The sequence below is a fragment of the Dellaglioa sp. CoH-57-MRSF-18 genome, from assembly GCF_056781995.1.
This window is the reverse complement of record NZ_JBXAXX010000228.1, coordinates 1-265: the sequence shown is the minus strand read 5'-3', so window position 1 is coordinate 265 and position 265 is coordinate 1. Positions and strand designations below refer to the sequence as shown.

The following is a 265-nucleotide window of genomic DNA, read 5'->3' as shown; positions in this document are numbered from 1 at the left end:
GCAGCAGAATCGTCGTGTCCTCAATCGAGTGCTCGACAAAATCGAGCGTCAGGAACGAAGCGTAGAACACATCGATGTCGGCACCGTCAATGACTGGTGTTTTGACTGGGATTGGTACTACGATGCGTGGCCCGGTGAGCTGAGTCTACACGAAGAGTGGGAAGAGTACCGGAAGCAAAACAAGTAGTATGCGGATGTGGTGGAATAGCTAGACACGGGGGACTCAAAATCCCCTGCCGAAAGGCGTGTGGGTTGGAGTCCCACC

The 265-nt window shown here is 54.0% G+C and carries 1 protein-coding gene; it reads left to right on the top strand.

Going from position 1 to position 265, the window contains the following annotated elements:
• Positions 1-187: hypothetical protein (locus AC1RPG_RS08810; RefSeq protein WP_481762608.1), on the top strand; the 187-nt coding region annotated here is incomplete at its 5' end.
• Positions 188-265: the final 78 nt, after the last annotated feature.